The organism is Cellulosimicrobium arenosum (assembly GCF_014837295.1).
Classification (GTDB): Bacteria; Actinomycetota; Actinomycetes; order Actinomycetales; family Cellulomonadaceae; genus Cellulosimicrobium; species Cellulosimicrobium arenosum.
The window spans coordinates 134,439-153,453 of the sequence record NZ_JACYHB010000012.1 but is presented as its reverse complement, the minus strand read 5'-3'; the positions used below and the strand labels follow the sequence as shown (position 1 = coordinate 153,453).

At 71.7% G+C, this 19,015-nt stretch carries 12 protein-coding genes; 1 reads left to right on the top strand and 11 read right to left on the bottom strand.

Going from position 1 to position 19,015, the window contains the following annotated elements; genetic code table 11:
* Positions 1-479: 479 nt before the first annotated feature.
* Entirely contained in the window at positions 480-2,189 is a 1,710-nt protein-coding gene (locus IF651_RS14020; RefSeq protein WP_191829743.1) for a 5-oxoprolinase subunit B/C family protein, read from the bottom strand.
* 1 nt (position 2,190) lies between these two features.
* Positions 2,191-2,958, bottom strand: coding sequence for a 5-oxoprolinase subunit PxpA (locus tag IF651_RS14015; RefSeq protein WP_191829742.1), 768 nt, complete (start codon positions 2,956-2,958; stop codon positions 2,191-2,193).
* A gap of 96 nt (positions 2,959-3,054) precedes the next feature.
* On the opposite strand from IF651_RS14015, the gene IF651_RS14010 reads away from it, so the two are divergent.
* The gene (locus IF651_RS14010) at positions 3,055-3,618 is read left to right on the top strand and encodes a GNAT family N-acetyltransferase (RefSeq protein WP_338403971.1); all 564 of its coding nucleotides are present in this window, start codon (positions 3,055-3,057) and stop codon (positions 3,616-3,618) included.
* A gap of 42 nt (positions 3,619-3,660) precedes the next feature.
* On the opposite strand, the gene IF651_RS14005 is transcribed toward IF651_RS14010, so the two are convergent.
* The 9 genes from IF651_RS14005 to IF651_RS13965 all read right to left on the bottom strand — a co-directional run bounded on the left by IF651_RS14005 (position 3,661) and on the right by IF651_RS13965 (position 19,004).
* Positions 3,661-4,335, bottom strand: a complete 675-nt coding sequence (locus IF651_RS14005) for a hypothetical protein (RefSeq protein WP_191829740.1) — start codon at positions 4,333-4,335, stop codon at positions 3,661-3,663.
* Between the two features lie 322 nt (positions 4,336-4,657).
* A complete protein-coding gene (locus IF651_RS14000) occupies positions 4,658-10,249 on the bottom strand; it encodes a ThuA domain-containing protein (RefSeq protein ID WP_191829739.1) in 5,592 nt (1,863 codons plus the stop codon).
* 102 nt (positions 10,250-10,351) lie between these two features.
* Positions 10,352-11,242, bottom strand: a complete 891-nt coding sequence (locus tag IF651_RS13995; protein ID WP_338403970.1) for a sugar phosphate isomerase/epimerase family protein — start codon at positions 11,240-11,242, stop codon at positions 10,352-10,354.
* Between the two features lie 146 nt (positions 11,243-11,388).
* Positions 11,389-12,621: a substrate-binding domain-containing protein gene (locus tag IF651_RS13990; RefSeq protein WP_191829738.1), complete on the bottom strand. Its 1,233-nt coding sequence runs from the start codon at positions 12,619-12,621 to the stop codon at positions 11,389-11,391.
* A 108-nt stretch (positions 12,622-12,729) separates the two neighbouring features.
* Positions 12,730-13,812: an ABC transporter permease gene (locus IF651_RS13985; RefSeq protein ID WP_191829737.1), complete on the bottom strand. Its 1,083-nt coding sequence runs from the start codon at positions 13,810-13,812 to the stop codon at positions 12,730-12,732.
* On the bottom strand, positions 13,809-14,903 hold the full coding sequence (locus IF651_RS13980) for an ABC transporter permease (protein WP_191829736.1): 1,095 nt from the start codon (positions 14,901-14,903) through the stop codon (positions 13,809-13,811). Before IF651_RS13980 ends, IF651_RS13985 begins: the two co-directional genes overlap by 4 nt.
* Positions 14,900-16,558, bottom strand: coding sequence for a sugar ABC transporter ATP-binding protein (locus IF651_RS13975; RefSeq protein ID WP_338403969.1), 1,659 nt, complete (start codon positions 16,556-16,558; stop codon positions 14,900-14,902). The genes IF651_RS13980 and IF651_RS13975 overlap by 4 nt, the downstream gene beginning before the upstream one ends.
* Entirely contained in the window at positions 16,555-17,823 is a 1,269-nt protein-coding gene (locus IF651_RS13970; protein WP_191829735.1) for a Gfo/Idh/MocA family protein, read from the bottom strand. The genes IF651_RS13975 and IF651_RS13970 overlap by 4 nt, the downstream gene beginning before the upstream one ends.
* Before the next feature lie 179 nt (positions 17,824-18,002).
* Entirely contained in the window at positions 18,003-19,004 is a 1,002-nt protein-coding gene (locus tag IF651_RS13965; RefSeq protein ID WP_191829734.1) for a sugar phosphate isomerase/epimerase family protein, read from the bottom strand.
* Positions 19,005-19,015 lie beyond the last annotated feature (11 nt).

The window sequence follows — 19,015 nt, the reverse complement described above, 5'->3', positions numbered from 1 at the left end:
CAAACAAAACCCTCCAGCACAACCAACCAGACCACCCGACGGGCAACCCAGCCAACCACGCCACAAGGCAAAACTTGGCACTGACTTACAAGCACACTGTTGAGTTCTCAAACAACCGACACACACCAACTCAGCCCCACCCAACCGGGCAGAACCTCACTTGGGGCAACTTCTCAACCCTACCAGGGTCTCGGCCCTGCGCCAACCCGTCCGATGCGAGATCGTGGGGTCCGACGCGGTCGAGCTCCGTGTCCGGACGCGCAAGGAAACCTTGCGTATCCGAGGAGGGGCCTCCCCCGGGAGCCGGCCTCGAGGATGTCCTCGTGTCCGTGCTCCCCTCTCGGGGCGACGTCGAGAACATTACGCGGCGCTGCTCGCGGCGGTCAAGCCGCCGCCGTGTGACGACTCCCACGCGCCGGCTTCCGGTCCGGCGGCGTCGCCCACCGGGCCGCCCACCGGCCGGGACCCCGCCCGCACCATCACCCGGTCGTCCGCGGGACCGTGCGCAGCCGCACGGCATCCCCCGGACGGAGCTGAGCGGCACGGTCCGCGTCCGCCTCTCTCAGGACGCCGAGCACGGGGTACCCGCCGGTGACCGGGTGGTCCGCCAGGAACACGACGGGAACGCCGTCCGGCGGGACCTGGACGGCGCCGCGGACGAGGCCCTCTGACGGCAGGTCGCCCGGGCGACGGGCGATCGTCGGACCCAGCAGGCGCAGGGCGACCCGGTCGCTGTCCGGCGACACCGTGCGGACCGCTCCCCCGAGGGTGCGCAGCGTCGCGGGTGGGAACCACTCGGCACGCGGGCCGGGAAGGATCTCGAGCGTCACGGTCCCCGGCCGGGTGCCGGTCCGGTCCAGCACCGGCGGCACGGGTGCGACGTCGACCGACGGGAACCCCGGCGGTCGTGGCCCCACAGGGAGACGGTCTCCCGCAGCGAGACCGGCAGGTCCCAGCCCGGACAGGGTGTCCGTCGACCGCGAGCCGAGGACGGACCGGGCGTCGACACCGCCCCGCACCCCGACGTAGGTGCGCAGGCCGCGGGCGGGACTGCCGAGCCGCAGCGTGGCACCGGCAGGCAACCGGAACGGGGCGTTCATGCCGACCGGGACTGCGTCGATCGACGCCGTGACCAGTGCCCCCGTGAGGACGAGGGTGGTGTCGTGGTGCGCGAGGAGTGCGAGACCGCCGAGCACCACCTCGACGGTCGCGACGCCGGGAGGGTTCGCGAGCAACCGGTTGGCGAGGTCGTGCGACGCACGGTCCGCGGCGCCGGACCGCCCGACCCCGATCGCCCCTCGGCCGGCCCGCCCCCGGTCCTGCACGAGGGTGAGCGGGCCCGCGGACACGACCTCGAGGGCCCGCCCGGGTGGCTTTGGCGGCTCGGGCGGCTCGGGCGACCGCTCGACGACACCGACGGACCCGTCGTCGCCCCAGGTCGCCGCGCTGCCGGCGACGCGGGCGGCGGTACGGGCATCCGGACGCGCAGCGGCGGGGGTGACCTGCCCGTGCGCCACAGGACGGACGTCCCGGACGAACCGCACCCGGTCCCCTGGCCTGACGAGTGCCGGACGGTCGCGGCCGGCGTCGAACATGGTGCGGTCCGTCGTGCCGAGCAGGCTCCACCCGCCCGGCGAGGCACGCGGGTAGACGGCGGTCAGCTCGCCCGCGAGCGCCACCGAACCGGCGGGGACCCGCGTCCGCGGCGTCGCGCGTCGCGGCACGGCGATCCGCGGGTCCACGCCGGCAAGGTAGGCGAAGCCGGGGAGGAACCCGCTGAAGGCTGCGTCGTAGGTCCGGCCCACGTGCCGCGCCACGACCTCCTCCACGCTGGCTCCCGCCCAGGCCGCGACGTCGGGCAGGTCCGCACCGTCGTAGACGACGGGTATCTCGACCAGCACGCCGGTCGCCCCGCCGGTACGGGTGTCGAGGTCGTGCACGACGTCGTCGAGCCACGCCGCGACCCCCCGCGCAGCACGTGGCCCGTCTGCGTGCACGAGCACCGTGCGAGCGGCCGGTACCAGGTCCGCGACCCCCACCGGGGCGTCGCGGACGAGACGGGCGTGCAGGGCGCGGACCGCGGTGAGGTCGGCCACGTCCACCAGGAACGCCGACTCGCCGAACGCCTGCACGCGGGGGGACCCGCCCCCGGCACGCGCGCCCGGTGTCGAGCGGCCCGCGGGGGGCATCTCAGTGCCCCGTGGTGAACGGGCGCAGCGAGACTCCGGCCGAGCCCAGCGCCTCGCGGACCGCGGCGAGCAGCCCGACGGCGCCCGGAGTGTCGGAGTGGACGCAGAGGGAGTCGGCGGTGGCCGTGACACGGGTTCCGTCGACCGCCAGGACGGTGCCGGTCGTCGCGAGCCCGACGGCTCGCGCCGCGGCCTGGTCCGGGTCGTGCACCACGGCCCCGGGGCGTCCTCGCGGCACCAGCTCGCCCGTCGGCAGGTATCCGCGGTCGACGAACGCCTCCCGGACCGTCGGCAGCCCCGCCTCCTCGGCCAGGCGCAGCACCACGGAGCCGGGGAGGCCGACGACGGGCAGCCGGGGGTCGTACGCGCGGACCGCCTCCACCACGGCGAGGGCCTGCGCCTCGTGGTGCGCCATCGCGTGGTAGAGCGCACCGTGCGGCTTGACGTAGCGCACCCGGTCCCCCGCGACCCGCGCGAAACCGTCGAGCGCCGCGAGCTGGTAGAGGACGTCGTCCGTCAGCTCCGCCGGCGCCACGTCCATGTACCGGCGCCCGAACCCGGCGAGGTCCCGGTACCCCACGTGGGCACCGATGCTCACCCCTCGCTCCACGGCGTCCCGCGTCGTCGACCGCATGGTGCCCGGGTCGCCCGCATGGAACCCGCACGCCACGTTCGCGCTGGTCACGAGCTCCAGGACGGCGCGGTCGTCGGCCAGGGTCCAGCGTCCGAAGCCCTCTGCGAGGTCGGCGTTGAGGTCGATGGCGGTCACTCCCCCATCATGCCGTCACGTCGCTCCGCGCGGGGACGGCGCGCCACCTCGCACGACCGCGGCCCGAGCCCGCGGGTCCGGAGTACATTCGCGGTCGTGACCCACCACGACCTGACGACGGCACGCGTGCGCCGGGCGACGCCCGACGACGCCGCACCGGTCGCCGCGCTCGCAGCGCTGACGTTTCCCCTCGCGTGCCCGCCGGGCGCCTCACCGGAGGCGATGGCCGCACACGTCGCGGCACAGCTCTCGCCCGACCGGTTCCGCACGTGGGCCACGAGCGTCGAGCACGTGCTGCTGCTGGTCGAGACGGGGGCGGGCGAGACCGTCCGCGTGCTCGGCTACTCGCTGCTCGCCCGCGGGGTCCCGGACGACGCGGACGTCGCGCGCGTCGTCGGGACGGACGAGGTCGTCGAGCTCTCGAAGATCTACGTGCACCCCGACGCGCAGGGCACGGGGGTCGCGGGCGCGCTCATGGTGGCGTCGCTCGACGCCGCACGCTCGCTCGGCCCCGGGCTCACGCTCTGGCTCGGGACCAACGGGGAGAACGAGCGGGCCCAGGCCTTCTACCGCAAGCACGGCTTCGCGACGGCGGGCGGTCGCACCTACGTCGTCGGGGGCGAGGAGCACTCCGACGTCGTCATGGTGCACCGCACCTGAGACCTGGGTGCCGGCGGTGACCGCTCACCGGCGACGACCGGCTCAGTGGTCGTGGTCCGTGCCGGGATCGTCCTGCTCGCCGTGCGTCCCGAGCCCTCCGTCGAGCGCGTCGTCCGGGTGCACGGGCAGGAAGACGTGCACGTGGCCCTGCCCTGCGGCGGTGGCCCGGAGGTCGAGCTGGACCGCGGCGAGGCCCCAGGTGTCGACGGCGCGCGTGCGCAGGTCGCCCGCGAGCGCGTAGAGGCCGGGAGCGCTGCTCGCGTCGGCCACGCGCGCGAGGTCGACGGCGTCGACCGTGTCGCCGAGCAGCTCGACGGACGTGAGCATCCCGTTGCGGACGATGTTGTGCTCCGAGGAGCCGCTCGGCAGCGACTGCGTCTCGCTCGTCAGCGTGTCGAGGGTCGCACGCCACGCCGCGACGTCCTCGGCAGCAGGGGCGACGGGTGTCGTACCGTCGACGGGCAGCACCCCGTGGAGCGCGTCCAGCACGGGCACGAGCTCCGCCTGGACATGCTGGGCGTGCTCGATCGAGGCCGTGAGGTTCTCCGCGTCGTGCGCCACCTCGGCCGCCTCGAGCTCGGCCACCCGGGCCGGGTCGACGGCGAGACCCTCGCTCGCGTCGTCCACGCCGTCGTCGCGCGCGAGCCCGACGACGAGCGCGACCCCCGCCACCACGACGACGAGCGCAGTCAGCAGGAGCAGGACCCGCGCTCGCACGCCGGTGCCCTGCAGCCACCGGCGCACGCGGACGTGCGCCGGTGGCCGAGGCTCGGGGCGGCCGGCACCGCCCCGGTCGGAAGGACGGGAGCTGGTGGGGACGGACGATGGTCGCCCGCCTCCGGTCGCCCGGCTCCCCGACGACCGCGTGCCGGTCCGCGCCGCCCGTGATCCGGCTCGTCGCGTGTCAGCCCGCTGTGCCACGTCGTGCTCCCGTCCTGTGGTTCGTCCCGCTCGTTCGAGGGTCCGCCGGCCCGACCGTTCCCGGTCGGGCCGGCGGAGGCCGGTGGTGGGCAGGGGGAGCCCACCACCGGCCCGGTGGTCAGCCGCAGCTCGTGGCGTCGTACGGCAGCTCGACGGCTGTCGTCCGGTCCCCGATCGTGGCGGTGACGGTGGCGGCGCCCGCCTCGACGTCCGCGGCTCGCACCGCGAACGACTGGTAGCCGGACTTGCCGACCGCTACCTCGGCGAACTCCTTCGTGCCGTACGGCGTGGCGAGGGTGATCGCCGCCGCCGCGTCGTCCGCGTTGGTCGCGCGCACGGCGACGTACGCCTTGCCCGCGAGGCAACGGACCGACACGTCGGTCTCGACGGCCACCTCGGGCTCGTCGTCCCCGGTGGTGAGGTGGAACCAGTCGAACGCCACCGTCACCGGCGTCTCCTGCTCCGGCCCGATCGCCAGGATGCCGAGCGAGGTGAGCGGCACGTCGTTCGTGACCGGCTCCCCGACGGGCTCCCAGTTCACGCCGCCGTCGCTCACCCAGCCCTGGTAGGAGTCCCCGACCTTCTCGAGACGCAGGTACCAGTAACCGGACTCCGTGGAGTCGGCGATGTTCAACGCACGGTTGCCACCGTTGCCGAACTGGGCGCCCTTCTCCGAGACGAGCTCCGCCCCCAGGTTGAGAGCAGCTCCGGGCGCGTTGTTCGCCACCACGTCGAGCTTGACGTAGTTGTCGTCGTCGGCGTAGCCGATGAGCCCGGCGAACTGCCAGCGGTGCGCGAGGGGCGCCTTGAACCGGGTCTCGGCCACCCAGTCGCCCTCCGGTGCCTCCTGGAGGATGAAGTTGCGCGGGTCCCCGTTCGCGTCGGCGTTGATGTCGCCGGGCTGGGTGGTGATGCGCAGCTCACCGTCCTCGACGGCGACCTTCGAGCCGTCGTAGCGCACGACCGAGTTCCAGCGGCACCCGTCGAGGGCGTCGCCCTCGAACTCGTCGCCGGGCTCGCGCACGCCGTCGTCGGGCTCGGCACCCGTGACGTGGACGTAGTCGACCTCCGCGACGGTGTTCGCCGTCGCCGTGTCCCCTCCGGCCATGACGCCGAACGTGGCTCCGGTCTTCACCGGGGCCGCACCGTCCAGGTCGTTCCAGGCCTCGCCGTCGGCGGAGTACGCCGCGGTGATCTGCGACCCGTCGGAGACCAGGCGCAGGTGGACCGTCGAGGGGAAGTCCTCGGCGACGGTCTCCTGGCCGTGCCACGTCCGCGCGCCGCCGGTCTCGGTCTGGAACTCGAGGAAGCGGTTGCCGTTCTGGTTCTTCGTGAACGCGAGCTTCGTGTACTCGTCGTCGTCCACGTGGACCAGGAGTCCGGCGTGCTGCCACTCGCGTGCGAGCCCGGTCTCGATCTTCGTCTCGATCGTCCACGCACCGGCGGGAGCCGGCTGACCGAGGTAGCTGATCGGACCGGTCTCGGCCTCGTTGATGTCACCCTGCACGACCGGCAGGACGGCGTGACCGTCGGCGACGCTGATCGCGCTGCCCTCGGCCTGCCGGACCACGGTCCAGCGAGGATCGATCTCGTCGCCGTCGAACTCGTCGGAGGAGTCCGCCAAGCACTGCGGCGGGGTCTCCTCGACGGGCTCCTCGGGGTCGACCGGGTCGTCGTCGAAGACGAAGTCCTGGAACTCGACCGCACTCGTCGAGGTCGTGCTGTGCGCGGTGACGAACATCCCCACGTCCTGGACCGCCGCTGCCCCCGGGAGGGACTCCGGCTCGCCGATCTGCGTGAAGTTCTCGCCGTCCTTGCTCCAGTACGCCGTGTAGAGATCGCCGTCACGGACGACACGGACCCACGCGGGGTAGCTCGTCGAGCTGGCGGACGTCGACGTCGCGAGCTGTCCGCTCGCATTGCCGCGCAACCACTCGAACCCGCCGCTGGGGCGCATCCCGAGGGCGGCGTAGCCGGGCGAGCTGCCTGCCTGCGCGACGTCGTTGCGGACGATGATCCCGGCCTTGGCGGACCCGTTCGAGTTGCCCTGGCTGTTGACCTTCACCGTCGCCGACCACTTCTCGTCGGCGTCCTGCTCGCGGTAGATGGTCGAGTACTCGTTGGTGCCCTGCCACATGTTCGCGCCGCCCGACGTGATGAGGTACCTGCCCTCGGCGAGCTGCTCGAACGTCCCGTTCGCGTTGGTGAACGTCTGCATCCCGCCGAACAGGTCACCGACCTGGGCGAGGACGATCCGCGACCGGGTGTAGAGCCCCTTGTCGTTCGTCGCCACGGCGGTCAGCTCGTAGTTGTTGTCCGCGGTGGGGTTCCACGTCGCCTCGTACGGAGCCTCGGTGTCGGTGCCGATGGACTCACCGTCCACGAAGAACTCGACCTCGGTGACCGTGTTCTCGGTGTCGTCGGCCTCGGCCGTCACCGCGATCTCGCCCTGCTCGAGCTGGACGCCCGCCTCGGGAGCGGTGATGGCGACCTTCGGCCGCGTCGTGTCCGAGACGGCCTTGCCGTCCGCCTCGATGAAGTTGAGCCGACGCTCGCCCGCACCCGGGAAGACCACGTAGAGCGTGAACGGCTCCATCGGGTCCGTCGCCTCGACCCGCACGTCGGTGAACGTGCCCAGCCCGGTCTCCGGGACCTCGGCCGTACCGAGGAGCTCCCCGTCCGGTGCACCGCGACGCAGCTCGATCGTGCCCGCTGCCGCCGAGGCGACGCGCAGGTTCAGCGCCTCGACGCCGTAGAGGCTCACGGGGTCGTAGGACGCCCACGCACCGTCGGCGCCGGTGATGACGGATCCGCCACCCTCGACGTCGCGGCTCGCGATCGTCGTCGTGCCCTCGCTCGCCGCGGTGAACTCGGCCTCGCGCTTCTTCGGGAAGATGAGCGTCGTGTCCGAGCCGGTGAGCGCAGGCACGTCGCCCTCGCCACCGTTGTCGGTGTAGCGCGCGTCGATCACGTAGAAGACGTTCATGTCCTCGCTGTGGCCGCCACCCAGGCTGGTCTGCACCGTGCCCGTCCGGCCGTGGAGCGGCTCGGCCGGGTGCGCGTGCGCGTCGTGGCCGAGCGCCGGCTGGATGATGACCTGCTCGTCGTCGATCTCGTCGCCCTCGGGCGAGTCCTCCGCGTCCGTGACCGAGACGTCCCAGTTGATCGCGTCACCGAAGTTGAAGAACGCACCCGTCGGTGGCAGACCGAAGTCGACCTCGGGCCGCGTGTTGCCCACCGTGATCGGCACGGTGGCGGTGCCGGTCTTGCCGGACGGGTCGCTCACCGTGAGTCGGGCGTCGTACACGCCGTTCTCCGTGTAGGTGAAGGTCGGCGAGACGTCGGTCGAGTCCGGCGTGCCGTCACCGTCGAAGTCCCACGCGTACGTGAGGTCCTCGCCCTCCGGGTCCGTGCTGCCCGTGCCGTCGAACGCGACCTCGAGCGGGGCGTGCCCCGAGTCGGGGCTCGCTGTCGGCTTGGCGGCGGGTGACCGGGATCCGGACACGTAGTCGATGCGGTGCAGGCCCGAGCTCGGGTTGTCACGACCGTAGCCGCCGCCCCAGTCGAGCATGTACAGCGCACCGTCCGGGCCGAACTTCGAGTCGATCGGGGCGAGGAACTCCTCGTCCGGGAGGAAGGGGTTGACCTTCTCCACGTCGGACTCGCCCGCGCTCGCCTCGGGATCCTTGAGGTCGATCGAGTACATCCGGTTGCGCGCCCAGTCGAAGAAGAAGGGCTTGCCGTCGTAGTACGCGGGGAACTTCGTGTCGGAGTCCAGGTCCTCGTCGAACTGGTAGAACGGTCCGCCCATGGGAGCGAGCCCGCCGCCGGCGTTGATCACGCCGGGCGCCGACGTGCGCTGGTAGCCGTAGAACATGTCCGCCGGCTGGGCCGCGGGGAGCTCGGTCAGACCCGTGTTCTTCACGGAGTCGTTGATCGGCGCGTCGCAGTCGAAGAAGTCGCCGACCGTGACCGGGCTGGTCCGGTAGTCGACGTCGCGGAACGGCTCGTTGTTCCCCATGCACAGGGGCCAACCGAAGAAGCCGGGCTCCTTGATGAGGTTCCACTCGGCGATGCCCGCCGGGCCACGGTTGGCCAGGTTGTCGGAACCGTTGTCCGGCGAGTAGTCGGCGACGCCGAGGTTGCCGGTCTCCGGGTCGATCGTGAACCGGAAGGGGTTGCGGAAGCCCATGGCGTAGATCTCGGGCAGCGTCTTGTCGTCCGCGTCGGCCGCCTCGTCGAAGAGGTTGCCCTCGGGGATCGAGTACGTGCCGTCCTCCTCCGGGTGGACGCGCAGGACCTTGCCGCGCAGGTCGTTGGAGTTCGCCGACGTCGCGCGCGCGTCGTGCCACGTACCGTCGCGCTCGGAGAGCGGGGCGTAGCCGCCCGAGGGCTCCGAGTGCGGGTTCACGTCGTCGCCGACACCGATGTACAGGTCACCGGTCTCGTGGTCGACGATCAGGCCGCCGCCGGTGTGGCCCGGCTCGTCGGGCAGGCGCCCGGCCGGGATCTCCATGAGCACGACCTCGGAGTCCGGGTCGATCTGCGTCGAGCCCGGACCGTCGGCGGTCACGGTGAACCGCGAGACCCGGCTGAAGAAGTTCTCCGGGTCGCTGTCGTCACTGCTCGCGCGCGAGTAGTACTGGTACAGGTACCCGTTGTCCGCGAAGTCCTTGTCCAGCGCGATGCCGAGCAGCCCGTCCTCGCCGCCGGAGTACACCGGGAGGGTGATGGCGGTCGTGGTGTTCTGGGTCTCGGGGTCGTAGACCCGGATCTGACCGCGCACCAGCTCCGTGAAGAAGACGCGGCCGTCGGGCGCGACGTCCATGGCGTAGGGCGCGCTCGTGTTCGTGTCCAGCGCGATCTTCTCGTACTGGCTCCAGTCGGTGCCGCCGCAGTCGCCCTCGACCATGCCGGCGGCCCACTCGACGCCACCGACGATGTGCTGCACGAGGTCCGGCTCGTCGGTGTAGTGCGCACCGAAGTGGCCCATGCCGGTCATCCACGCGCGACCGCCGTCGTACGGCTTGCACCACGAGATCGGGTGGTCGGCGCCCATCGCGTTGCCACCGGCGTCGTACGTCGACTCGTCCATCGTCGCGAGCACGTGCGCGTCACCGCGGACGTTGGCCGAGTAGTTGTACCACTCGTCCGCACGGTCCCAGCGCTGCGGCAGGTGCTCGGTCGACGGGTGCGTGCGGTCCTCGACGCGCACGGTCCCGGGCAGGCCCGGGCTGCTCCCGGTCGCGGCATGACCGGGCATCAGCGCGCCGATCATGTCGTCCCACCACTCGTAGTTCCCCCGCATGTCGGTGGCGTTGTGGATGGCGACGATGCCGCCCCCGGCCTCCTGGTAGCGCTCGAGCGCGGCCTTCTCGTCGGCGTTCCACGGGTCACCCGACGCCTGGAACATGACCAGGGCGTCGTACTGCGCGAGGTCCTCGTCGTTGAAGACGGTCGAGTCCTCGGTGTGGTCGGACTCGATGCCCACCTCGGCGAAGGCGGCCTCGAGCACCGGGGTGCCCTGGACGATCGCCTCCTCGTGGCGGAACTGGGTGGTCTTGGTGAAGATGAGCACCTTGTGCTCGTCTTCGGCAGGGTCGGGGTCGACCGCGGCCGAGGCCATCGTGACGGGCGCGAGCGTGAACGCTAGCGCCCCGATGGTCAGGGCCGCGACGGACCTCCCCCTGCGGGGGCGTCGTGCGGTCATCGTGATGCCTCCAGGGCTGACGTGCGGAGCCCGGGCGTCGTCGCCCGAGCAAGATGGTCGCCATCCCGGCGTGCCGGCGCCGGCTGTCGTGGAACTCTGGTCTCAGTCCGGGATCGGTACCAGTCCTCTCAGGTATGTCAGGCCATCGACGGCGATGGCGTCCTGGCTCGCGGCCAGGGGCCTCCAGATGGACGCCGCCGTGGCGATCGTCGCGTTGTCCGCGGTGAACGACTCGATGACGAGCGGGCCGTCGTACCCCGCGGCGTCGAGCGCGCCGAGCAGCGCGGGCCAGTCGAGGTGGTCCGTACCCGGCGCGCCGCGGTCGTTGCCGCACACCTGGACGTGCGCGATCCGCGCTCCAGCGCGCAGCACCGCGGCGGGCAGGTCCGTCTCCTCGATGTTCATGTGGTAGACGTCGAGCATCAGGCCGATTCCCTCCGCGGGCAACCGACCGACGACCTCGAGTCCCTGGTCGACCGTGTTGACCAGGGACGTCTCGTACCGGTTGAGCGGCTCCAGGCCGACGACCACGCCCGCCGCGACCGCATGGTCGACGACAGGTGCCAGGTTCTCGGCCAGCTCGTCGTACGCGGCCACCCGGTCGGCGGCGTCGAGCCGCCAGGTCCGTCCCACCGAGGCGTAGGCCGGCCCACCGATCACGGGTGCACCGACCGCCTGCGCCGCGTCGACGACCCGACGCAGGTAGTCCTGCGTCGAGCGGACCGTCGCGGCGTCGGTGGCGACGAGCTCGCGGCCCGGTCCCATGACGAGCGAGACGCTCGCACCGAGCCCGCTGTCCGCGAGCACGCGCGCGGCGACCGCGGGGTCCCAGTCGTCGGGCTCCTCGACGGGCAGCTCGAGGACGTCGAAGCCCCATCCGGCCACCCGGGGCGCGATCTCGCGCAGGGACGCGTCGGTCAGGGGGGACGTCCATACCCAGGTGTTGACTCCGAGGCGCCTCGGGCGCAGGGGCGGAACGGGAGAAGGAGCCACGTCGCTCTCTTTCGTCTCTTCGGCGGGGGCGACCCCGGCCCGACGGCGCCGGCCCCGGGGGGGTCGGCGCCGTCGGGCATCGGGACGGCGCGGGGTGCGACAGGTCGGCGTGACGGCCGACCTGTCAGCGGTCGATCAGCGGTCCGTCAGCGGTCCGTCCAGGCCTCGGGGAAGCCCGGCAGGTCCTCGCCGCCGAACTTCGCGTAGTGCAGGGACGGCATCTCGGCGTTGGCGTCGAGATACGCGTCGAGCTCCTCCGCCTCGATCGGTGCCTGCGGGAGCACCCACTCCGACGGGACCTCCTCGCCCGCCCAGATCTTCTGGGCCGCGAGGATCGGGGTGCGCCACTGGAAGTTGGAGTACACGGCACCGATCGCCGTCATGTCCGTGTCCTGCCACTTGCGCAGGAAGCTCATCTCGTCCTCGCCCATGAAGACCGGGTACGGCTTGCCGGCGTCCTCGAACGCCTCGACCGCCGCGACGGCCCCGTCGCCCGCGTCCATCCAGATGCCGTCGACGTCACCGCGCTGGAGGTACTGCGTCACGAGGTCCTTGATCGCCGCGGCGTCACCACCGGTGAACTCGGTACCCACGACCTCGAGCTCCGACTCGGAGAAGATCTTGTCGGCCGCGGCCCAGCGGTTCTCGAGCACGTCCACGCCCGGAAGGATGCGCAGCGCGAGAACCTTCGAGCCCGGCTCGAGGTTGTCGACGAGGAACTCGGCGCCGTCGGCACCGTACGCGTACCCGCCGATCGGGTGGATGAACGTCACCATGCAGTCGGACTCGACGCCACGGTCGAACACGATGACCGGCTTGCCGCTCTCGCACGCCGCCTCGACGGCGGGCGTGAGGGTCGCGGTGGTCGACGGCGAGACGATGATCGCGTCGCAGTCGCCCGCCTCGACGAACGCCTGGATGTCCGAGATCTGCTTGTTGTCGTCGTCGGCGGCGTCCGACACGCGGAACTCGCCGATCAGGCCGTCCTCCTGGAGGACCTCGACCTGCTGCTGCATCGTGATCCAGCCGGTGACGCGCCACGGGTTGGACACGGACGCGTTCGAGAAGCACAGCGTCTTGTCCCCGCCCTCGCTCGCGAACTCGGCGGTGTCCACGTACTCGGGCTCGATCGCCTGGAGCCACGGCTCCTCGCCCGGCCCCTCGGGCACGACCTCGCGCTGGGCAAGCTGCCGGTCGTAGTCGGCCTGGACGAACCACTCGGAGTCGGCGCCGCCGGTCTCCTCGCCGCCGTCGGTCTCCTCGGCCGAGGTCTCGCCGCCGCCGTCGGCGGGGTCGGTCGGGGTGTCGGTGGTGCAGGCAGCCGTGAGGAACAGTGTCGCCACTGCCGCTCCGGCCACGAGTGCGCGTGCTGGTCGCATGTCTTTCTCTCTCCTTGGTGAGACGTCGTCGTCCCGCGGGTGCGGGGAGGGTGGTGCTGGAAGTGCGGTCGTGCGGTGGTGTCGTTGGTTCGGCTCCGGCGGTCGGCGTCAGGCGTGGGTGGGTGCGGGCTCCTTCGGTTCTGCGGCGTCCCCCGCGGCGGACGGGGGCGGGACGGCCGGCCGACGACGCCTCGCCTTGCGCGGCATCGCTGCGTAGGCGACGGCGGCGATGATGATCACGCCCTGGACGACCGGGCGGATGGTGGACGGGAGACCGAGCTGGTTGAACAGCGTGAAGAGCGCCTCGAGGGTCAGCGCACCTGCCATCGCAGCGACCACGGTCCCCCGCCCGCCGCCGAGCACGACCCCGCCGAGGACGACGGCGGTGATCGCCATGAACTCCAACCCCTCGCCCACCTGGGCGGTCACGCCGGCGTACCCGCCGATGAGGATCCCGGCGATCGTCGCCATGAAGCCCGAGAGCAGGAACGCCCGGGTCCGCACCCACCAGACCGGCGAGCCGGAGTACGAGGCGGCGACGTCGTTGTCTCCGGTGGCCATGAGCGTGCGGCCGAACGGACGACGCATGAGCAGCACAGCGAGCACGCCGAGCACGACCACCACGATGAGGGCGTACGGCACCTGGAACTGTCCCGGCTCGCCGAAGATGCCGCCGCGACCCCACTGCCGGAACTGCTCGGTGAGCGCGCCCGTGGGTGCGCCGCCGGTCCAGAGCCGGATCGCCCCGTAGAGCACGAGCATCATGCCGAGCGTCGTGATGAACGACGGCACCTTGAGCAGCGTCGTGACGAGACCGTTGACGAGGCCCACGAGGAGGCCGAAGCCGATCATCAGCGCCGTGACCGGCCAGGTCAGCTCGTCCTGACCGTCCATGACCTTTGCGGCGATGACGACCTGGGCTCCGACCAGCGAGCCGACCGACAGGTCGAACTCCCCGGACACGATCACGAAGTACTGGCCGATCGCGAGGATCACGAGAGGCGCTGCCTTCTTGACGAAGGCCATGAGCGACGAGGGCTCGGCGAACGACGGGTTCATCACGAAGATGAGGACGAACACGAGCAGGAGCAGGGCGAAGACGGTCCAGCTGCCGCCCGCGGTGAGTCGCTCGAGCAGGCTGGGGCGAGGTGCGCGGACCGGGAGCTCCCGGCGAGTGGCCACGGTGGTCATGCGGACGCACCTCCGTCGGTGGTCGTCGGGTCAGGTCTGGCACCGGATCGCACCGGGTCGCGCCGTCGGTTCGAGCGGAACCGGGCTCGGCTGCTCGCCGGGTCGATCTGCCGACGCGCGTACAGCGCCACGGCGGCGATGATGACGACGCCGCGCAGGACGTCCTTGAAGAACGGGTCGACGTCGAGGACGTTGAAGACCGTGTCGAGCACGGCGAGGATCAGCACCCCGCCGACCGTCCCTGCGACGGAACCGCGCCCGCCCAGCAGGAGCGTCCCACCGAGCACGACCGCTGCGATGGAGTCGAGGTCGAGGCCGTAGGAGTAGACGAGCGCGTTGCCCGTGCCGAACCGCGCCGCGATGAGCAGCCCCGCGATCCCCGCGCACGTCGAGCACAGGACGTGCGCGATGATGACCGTCCGGTCCGCGCGGATCCCGGAGAGCCGTGCGACGTCGACGTTCCCTCCGACCGCGAACATGTGGTAGCCCTGGCGCGTCCGGGTCAGCAGGACGATGCCCACCGCCGCGACGACCAGCATGACGATCGTGGAGATCGGCACCGGTCCGACCCGGGTGTACCCGAACATCTGGAACGACGACGGCACGTCACCGGCGGGGCCCTTGAACTGCGTGTCCAGGTAGCCCTTGACGATGAGGCCGACGCCGAGCGTCGCGATGAAGGCGTTGACCCGGAGCTTGGTGACGACCAGCCCGTTCACGAGCCCGATGCCGGCCGCCGCCGCGAGCGCGGCGACGACGCCGAGCCAGACGCGCGACGGGTCCCCGGCCATCGTGGTGGCACCGACGATCGAGCACAGCGCGACGACGTACCCCACGGACAGGTCGAGGGAACGGCAGAGGATGACGAAGGTCTGGCCGATCGCCACGAAGCCGAGCAGGCTCGTCTGGGTGAGCATGTACGCCGTGTTGGCCGTGCTGAACAGGTTGCCGCCACCCATCGCGACGAGCACGCCGGCGACGACGAGGATGCCCACGAGGGCGAGATAGACGATCTCCGTCGACCCGATGCGGCGCCGACGTCGGGACGTCGGGCGTGCGGTGGGGGTAGCGGTCGCGACCGCGGTGCTCATCGGTCCTCCTTCGGGCCGGTGGAGCGGGACGGGTGGTCGGGGTGCGGGCCGGCGCCGTCGGTGCCGGGCAGGTCGTCCGTGTGCGACACCGCGCCGAGGTCGACGGCGAGGTGCTCGCCCGAGTCGACGCCCGCTCCGGTCGCGAGCGCCATCACGGTCTCCTCGTCGCTGCCCGCGGGGAGCTGCCCGGCGAGCAGGCCGTCGCGCATCACGAGGATGCGGTCGGCCATCGCCACGACCTCGGGCAGCTCGGACGAGATGAAGAGCACGGCGACGCCGTTCGCGGTGAGCTCGCGCATGAGGTCGTAGACCGCGCGCTTGGCGCCGACGTCGATCCCACGTGTCGGCTCGTCGAGGACGATGACCTGCGGCTCGGTCACGAGCCACTTCGCCAGCACGACCTTCTGCTGGTTGCCACCGGACAGGTACTGGACCTCGGTCTCCTGGGAGGCCGCGACGAGCTCGAGGGAGGAGAGGATGCCGGGGATGCGGCGCGCCCGACGGTCCGCGGAACGCGGGATCACCGCGTCGAGGACGAGGCGTGCGTTGGCGAGGATCGACTGGCCGAGCGCGAGGCCCTCCGCCTTGCGGTCCTCGGTGACGAGCGCGAGGCCCGCCCGGACGGCCTGGCGGGGCGAGCGGACGTCGACGGCACGCCCGCCGACGAGCACCCGGCCGCGCGAGAAGCCGGCGACGCCGAAGATCCCGTGCGCGATCTCCGTGCGGCCCGAGCCCTGCAGCCCTGCGAGCGCCACGATCTCGCCCGCGCGGACCTCGAACGACACGTCGTCGACCTGGGTGTTGCCGACGCCGTCGAGCGCGAGCCGCACGTCGCCCGGGACGATCGACGGGTCCCGGTCCGGGAAGTACCCGGCGAACTCGCGGCCGACCATGGTGCGGACGAGTCCGTCGGGGTCGATCTCGGCGGTCGGCGTCGTCAGCACGTGGTTGCCGTCCTTGAGCACGGTGATCGTGTCGCAGAGGTCGAAGATCTCCTTGAGCCGGTGCGACACGTACAGGATCGCCACGCCACGTCCGGAGAGCCGTCGGACGAGCTCGTACAGCAGCTCGACCTCCTGGTCGGCGAGCGCCGCGGTGGGCTCGTCCATCGAGATGAACCGCGCGTCGTACGAGACGGCCTTGACGATCTCCACGATCTGCTGCTGGGCGACGGACAGGGAACCGACACGCTGGTGGGACTCCAGCCCGGTGAGGCCGAGGTCGGCGAGGAGCCGGTTCGTGTCGGCGTGCATCCGGCCGCGGTCGACGAGCCCTGCCCGGCGCGGCTCGCGGCCCAGGTAGACGTTCTCCGCGACCGAGCGCTCCGGCAGGAGGTTGAACTCCTGGAAGACGGTCGACACGCCGGCGTGCTGTGCAGCGAGGGGCGAGGCGAAGGTGACGGCCGAGCCGTCGAGCTCGACCGAGCCGGCGTCGGGACGGTGCACGCCGGCGATGATCTTCATCAGCGTGGACTTGCCGGCTCCGTTCTCGCCCACGAGGGCGTGCACCTCGCCCGCTCGCACGTCCAGGTCGATGTCGCGCAGCACCGAGTTGCCGAAGAACTCCTTGCCGATGCCTCGCAGCCGCAGGATGATCTCGTCACGGTCGCCGCCGGGGGCCGGGGCGTCCGGCTCACGCGTCGTCGTCGCAGTCACCGGGAGACCTCCACCCAGCCGCCGGAACGCACCGACTCGCCGACGGCGGCGGCGAGCCGGGCGGCACGCAGGCCGTCGTCGAAGGTCGGCAACCCGTCGGGGACGGCGCCGCCGATCGCGGCCGCCGTGTCGGCGACGAGCGCGTCGAAGCACTCCTGGTAGCCCTGCGGGTGCCCGGCCGGGAGCCGGGAGTAGCGTGCGGCGGCAGCGGAGAGGGTCTCCGGGTCGCGCACCAGGAGCCGGGAGGCGTCGCGGCGCCCCTCCCACAGGGTCTCCGGCTGCTCCTGGTCGAACGTGAGCGTCGACTCGGTGCCGGAGATCTCGAGGAAGAGACGGTTCTTGCGCCCGGCGGACACCTGGGAGATGACGGCCGTGCCGAGCGCCCCCCGGTCGGTCTGGTACTGCAGCGTGACCGCGTCCTCGGTCTCGACCCGGTGCGTGACGCCGTCCGCGCCGACGCGTTGGGGGTAGACGGTCGCGGACTGGGCGACGAGGCGGACGATGCGGTGCCCCGTCGTGAACTCGAGCAGGTCGCAGAAGTGGGAGCCGATGTCGCCGAACGCGCGGCTCGCGCCACCGAGCGCCGGGTCGACGCGCCAGTTGTCGTCGGAGTCGCGCAGGAGCCAGTCCTGGAGGTACGACCCGTGCACGAGCGAGATCGTCCCGACGGCGCCGCGACGCACACGCTCGCGGGCCTCGCGGACCATGGGGTGGAACCGGTAGGCGAACGGGACGACGGCGACGCGCCCGTCCGCCTCGCGCGCGGCAGCGGCGAGCCCGGCGAGCTCGGCGGCCCCGTGGACGTCGACGGCGAGGGGCTTCTCGCACACGACGTGCTTGCCGGCCTGGAGGGCGGCGCGCGCGAGCTCGACGTGCAGGTGGTTGGGGGTGCACACGTGGACGACGTCGACGTCCGGGGACGCGATGAGCTCCTCCGCGGAGTCGGCCACGGCGCGTGCACCCAGGAGGTCGGCGGCGTCCCGGGCGGTGTCGACGTCGGAGGCGGCGACCAGCGTGACCACGCCTCCGCCGGTACGCACGGCGCGTGCGTGGACGCCGCCCATGAACCCGACGCCGAGGATGCCGGCGCGGTACCCGCGCCTCGGGAGCCCCGTCGTGCCGGGGTCCGGCCGCGCGGTGGTCGCGCGCTCGTCGTCCGTGGCGGCGCTGAGCGCCCTCGTGTCTGTGGTGGTCGCTCCCGCGAACCGTGGGCCCGGTTCCAGCACCGGGCTCCGCAGGTCCTGCGCGACTTCTTCGGCTCGCATGGGTGTCAACGTAGGGGGTACTTCTGTCGCTGGTCAAGCAAAAGATGAAAGATCTTCATCTCAGTTATATAACCCAGTCCGTAAAACAAATCAGAAGCGGACACGCCACCGCCCCCGGCCGCTGCTGCGGACGGGGGCGGTGACGCATCGGACGTCTGTCGTGCAGGCCGCCGAGGCGGCTACTTCGTCGAGAACGCCGCGTCGAACGCGGCGTCCGGTGCGTCGTACGCGTACTTCTTGACGAACTCCAACGCCTCCGGGGCACCCACGAGGCGGTCCATGCCCGCGTCCTCCCACTCGACCGAGATCGGCCCCTCGTACCCGATCGTGTTGAGCATGCGGAACGCGTCCTCCCACGGCACGTCGCCGTGGCCGGTCGAGATGAAGTCCCAGCCGCGGCGGGCGTCCGCCCACGCCAGGTGCGAGCCCATCCGGCCGTTACGGCCGTTGTGCATGCGCTTCTTCGTGTCCTTGCAGTCCACGTGGTAGATGCGGTCCTTGAAGTCCCACAGGAAGCTCACGGAGTCGAGGTCCTGCCAGACCATGTGGCTCGGGTCCCAGTTGAGGCCGAACGCCTCACGGTGCCCGATCGCCTCGAGCGTGCGGACGGTCGTCCAGTAGTCGTAGGCGATCTCGCTCGGGTGCACCTCGTGCGCGAACCGCACGCCCACCTCGTCGAACACGTCGAGGATCGGGTTCCAGCGGTCGGCGAAGTCCTGGTAGCCGGCGTCGATCGCCTCCTTCGACACGGGAGGGAACATGGCGACGTACTTCCAGATCGCCGAGCCCGTGAATCCGACGACCGTCTTCACCCCGAGCTTCGCGGCGAGCCGGGCGGTGTGCTTCATCTCCTCCGCGGCGCGCTGACGCACGCCCTCGGGGTCGCCGTCGCCCCAGACGACGTCCGGCAGGATGTCACGGTGGCGCTGGTCGATCGGGTCGTCGCACACCGCCTGCCCCTTGAGGTGGTTCGAGATCGCGTAGACCTTCAGGTCGTACTTCGCCAGGAGGTCGAGCTTGCCCTGGACGTACTCGTCGTCGTCCCAGCGCCACGGGTCCAGGTGGTCGCCCCAGCAGGCGATCTCCAGCCCGTCGTAGCCCCAGCCCGACGCGAGCCGGGCCACCTCCTCGAACGGCAGGTCGGCCCACTGCCCGGTGAAGAGGGTGATCGGTCGTGCCATGGTGTGTCTCC

Coding starts and splice junctions, on each gene's coding strand:
- IF651_RS14020 (WP_191829743.1), bottom strand. CDS start 2,189: ATGCCCCCCGCGGGCCGCTCGACACCGGGCGCGCGTGCCGGGGGCGGG.
- IF651_RS14000 (WP_191829739.1), bottom strand. CDS start 10,249: ATGACCGCACGACGCCCCCGCAGGGGGAGGTCCGTCGCGGCCCTGACC.
- IF651_RS13990 (WP_191829738.1), bottom strand. CDS start 12,621: ATGCGACCAGCACGCGCACTCGTGGCCGGAGCGGCAGTGGCGACACTG.
- IF651_RS13985 (WP_191829737.1), bottom strand. CDS start 13,812: ATGACCACCGTGGCCACTCGCCGGGAGCTCCCGGTCCGCGCACCTCGC.
- IF651_RS13980 (WP_191829736.1), bottom strand. CDS start 14,903: ATGAGCACCGCGGTCGCGACCGCTACCCCCACCGCACGCCCGACGTCC.
- IF651_RS13970 (WP_191829735.1), bottom strand. CDS start 17,823: ATGCGAGCCGAAGAAGTCGCGCAGGACCTGCGGAGCCCGGTGCTGGAA.
- IF651_RS13965 (WP_191829734.1), bottom strand. CDS start 19,004: ATGGCACGACCGATCACCCTCTTCACCGGGCAGTGGGCCGACCTGCCG.